This is a genomic window from Mesorhizobium sp. M1A.F.Ca.ET.072.01.1.1, from assembly GCF_004023325.1.
GTDB lineage: Bacteria > Pseudomonadota > Alphaproteobacteria > Rhizobiales > Rhizobiaceae > Mesorhizobium.
The window spans coordinates 1-3,373 of record NZ_RZSF01000507.1 but is presented as its reverse complement, the minus strand read 5'-3'; the positions used below and the strand labels follow the sequence as shown (position 1 = coordinate 3,373).

The window sequence follows — 3,373 nt, the reverse complement described above, 5'->3', positions numbered from 1 at the left end:
CATCCACACCCTGCAGGCGATGGCCGATCTCAGCATCACGCCCGGCCATGCCGGCCAGGTTGCCGCCTCGATGGTGATCATGACCGGCGATTTCGGCCCGATGGATGCCAAGCAGGTGACCCTGGTGCTGTCGAAGCCGGATTCCGGCATCGAGCCGATCAAACGGCCGGCGACGAAACGCGGCGACGGCACCTGGCGCGTCGAGAATCTCGTCATCCCGCTGCCCGGCCGCTGGAACGCCCGGCTCGACATCCTGGTTTCCGATTTCGAGATGGTGAAGATTGAAGCGCCAATTGATATCAGAGCCGACTGACCTAGACCGCGACACAATTCGGCGAGGCGGTTGACGCCGTCGCGAAGGCCCGTCAATCATCCGTCCAAAACGCGGCTTCAACAAAAGTTCGAAAGCAGGGAAGAAACGATGGAAAAAGCCGAAATCGGCCTGATCGGCCTTGGCACGATGGGCTCCAACCTGGCGCTCAACATCGCCGAGCACGGGCACCGCATCGCCGTCTTCAACCGCACGCCGTCGCGCACCGGCGCCTTCGTCGAAAACGCCGGTCCGCTGAAGGACATGGTTGTGCCCTGCTACAGCCTGGAGGAACTCGCCGCAGCGATCCGGCCGCCTCGGCCGATCATCATCATGGTGCTGGCCGGCAAGCCGGTCGACGAGCAGATCGCGGCGCTGCGCGGCGTGCTCTCCGACAACGACATCGTCATCGATGCCGGCAATGCCAATTTCCGCGACACGATGCGGCGCTTCTCCGAGCTGTCGGGCTCCGGCCTGACGTTTATCGGCATGGGCGTGTCGGGCGGCGAGGAGGGCGCGCGCCACGGGCCGTCGATCATGGTTGGGGGCACGGAAGACTCCTGGAAGCGTGTCGAGAAAGTGCTGATGGCGATCTCCGCCCAGTTCAAGGACGAGCCTTGCGCCGCCTGGCTCGGCACCGACGGCGCCGGCCATTTCGTCAAAACCATCCACAACGGCATCGAATATGCCGATATGCAGATGATCGCCGAGATCTATGGCATCCTTCGCGACGGCTTAGGCATGGGGCCGAAGGAGATCGGCAAGGTCTTCGACGGCTGGAACCAGGGTCGGCTCAACTCCTACCTGATCGAGATCACCGCCAAGGTTCTCGCAGCCGACGATCCCAAGACCGGCAAGCCGGTGGTCGACGTCATCCTCGACCGCGCCGGCCAGAAGGGCACCGGCAAATGGTCGGTCATCGAAGCGCAGCAGCTCGGCATTCCGGCGACGGCCATCGAGGCTGCCGTAGCGGCGCGCGTGCTGTCGTCGATCAAGGACGAACGGCAGGCGGCGGAAAAGGCCTACGGCAATATCGGCGTCGAGAAGATTTCCGGCGACAAGGCGGCGCTGCTGAAGGATCTCGAGCTGGCGCTGTTTGCCGGCAAGATCGCGGCTTACGCGCAAGGTTTTGCTGTGATGAGCGGCGCCTCAAAGGAATTCAACTGGAACCTGCCGATGCCGACCATTGCCAAGATATGGCGTGCCGGGTGCATCATCCGCTCGCAGATGCTGGACACGATGGCGGAGGCCTTCGGCTCAGGCGGCGCCTCGACCAATCTCCTGATGGCGCCGGCCTTCATCGCCATGATGAAGGAGGCGCATCCGTCGCTCAGGCGCATCGTGGCGCGGGCCTCCGAGGCCGGCTCACCGGTGCCGGCGCTGTCCTCGGCGCTCGCCTATTTCGACAGCTATCGCCAGGGCCGCGGCACGTCGAACCTGATCCAGGCGCAGCGCGATTTCTTCGGCGCGCACGGTTTCGAGCGCATCGGCGAGGAGGGGGCGTTCCATGGGCCGTGGGGAAGCGGCGCCGCCTAGAGTCAGGTTATGCCAGGGTGCAAAGGCGGCTTCCTGCGCTCCCGGTGCTACTCAAGCACGCTTCCGGTTCTCTAAAGCCGCCAACTCAGCCTGACCTGACTCTCAAGTCGCGCCAGTTCAACCCCGATAGGGCAGGACCTCGCTCGGTTTGCTCAGCGATTGCAGCGAGCCAGGTTCCTTGCCGCCGATCCAGCCGAGCACGGCGCGGGCAAGCTCGGAGCCGGCGAGCCGGAAATTCTCGTTCACGACCAGCAGTTCGCGCCGGAACAAATGCAGCAGTTCCGAGGACTGTTTCGACACCACGTCGACATCGCGGCCGAGTTTCAAGCCGGCGTCCTCGATGCCTGCAACAACGGCGAGCGTAGCGGCGGCGGCGCTGCTGACGATGCCGTCCGGACGGCTCTCGCGGCGCATGAGCTGCGCGGTTCGCATCCTGATCTGCTCGATCGTGTGGTCGATGGAGACGGTGTTGAACGGCACCTCGCTGGCGCCGACCTCGCTCAGCGCATCGGCAAAACCGTTCACCGTGTGGTCGTAATAGGTGAGGCCGACCGGCGGCGTCACCAGAGCCAGCCGGCGCCGGCCCATGCCGGCGAGATGGCGGACCGCCTCGCCGGCGAAAGCATAGTTGTCGAAGTCGTGATAGGGATGCACCAGCCCCATGTCGGTGCGGCCATGCGTGGCAAATGGGATGCCGCGTTCCAGCATATAGCGGGCGCGCGGGTCGTTGGGCTGCGTGCGTGAAATGATGACGCCGTCGGCCGAGCCCGTCTCCACCAGATAGCGGACCGGATCCAGCGGGTCCTGCGAGCGCGAATAGGGCGTGACGATCAGGTGATAGGGCGTGTCGGCGATCACCTCGGTGACGCCGTAGATGATGTCCGAGACGAAGCTCATCAGCTCGTGCTCGGTGTTGAGCACCAGGCTGATAACGTTGGTCTTGCCGGTCCTCAGCCTCACGCCGGCGCGGTTCGGGCGATAGCCGATCTGCTTGGCGACGAGCTGCACGCGCCGCCTGGTCTCGGCGCCGATCTCAGGCGCGTCCTTCAGCGCGCGCGAGACGGTGGTGACGCCGAGCCCGGTCATGAAGGCAAGCGTCTTCAGCGTCGGCCGTCCCTTAGCCGACGTGTCGTCGTCCTTCTCGGTTGCTCGTCTGTCCATTCGTCCCGCCCATCAGGCGCATAGCAGCCGCGAAGCCGGCCGGCAATCGCGCCCATCCATTTGCGCGGCTTTCAGTCCATGACACGGTGCAATATACTGAAACGTTACAGATTGCCAACGCCCGTGATCATCGGGCAGGTCGCACTCGTTGTGGTCAGCGCCACAGGGGTGGGCTGAAAGGTGCTGAAATCATAAACAAATCTCGATTTAGCTCTGCTTTTTGTATCGATTGGCCGCACCAGCGACTTCCCGACAAGCCCTTTGGAGAGGATTTTGTTCACGCCTCGAAGAAATCTCATGCCGTCCCATTCGAGGGGTTGCCTATATTGGGCATTTGCCGTATCGAAAATCTGTAACGTTTCAGAT

3 protein-coding genes and 1 pseudogene are annotated in these 3,373 nt (G+C 63.5%); 2 read left to right on the top strand and 2 right to left on the bottom strand.

The annotated features are described in order from the left end of the window. Positions 1-313, top strand: a pseudogene (locus EOA32_RS35205) (copper resistance protein CopC); the annotation flags it as partial. Between the two features lie 108 nt (positions 314-421). Next, complete coding sequence (gndA, locus tag EOA32_RS35200) at positions 422-1,846, top strand: NADP-dependent phosphogluconate dehydrogenase (protein WP_128374143.1); 1,425 nt, start codon at positions 422-424, stop codon at positions 1,844-1,846. A 117-nt stretch (positions 1,847-1,963) separates the two neighbouring features. Here gndA and EOA32_RS35195 read toward each other — a convergent pair whose 3' ends face one another. Together EOA32_RS35195 and EOA32_RS39405 are read right to left on the bottom strand one after the other, a co-directional pair. Further along, positions 1,964-3,007, bottom strand: a complete 1,044-nt coding sequence (locus tag EOA32_RS35195) for a LacI family transcriptional regulator (RefSeq protein ID WP_067318936.1) — start codon at positions 3,005-3,007, stop codon at positions 1,964-1,966. A gap of 104 nt (positions 3,008-3,111) precedes the next feature. Further along, on the bottom strand, positions 3,112-3,373 hold a 262-nt coding region (locus EOA32_RS39405; RefSeq protein ID WP_210214880.1), incomplete at its 5' end, for a hypothetical protein.

Excerpts from the sequence above, each read along its gene's own strand:
- gndA (WP_128374143.1), top strand. The coding sequence starts at position 422 with ATGGAAAAAGCCGAAATCGGCCTGATCGGCCTTGGCACGATGGGCTCC.
- EOA32_RS35195 (WP_067318936.1), bottom strand. The coding sequence starts at position 3,007 with ATGGACAGACGAGCAACCGAGAAGGACGACGACACGTCGGCTAAGGGA.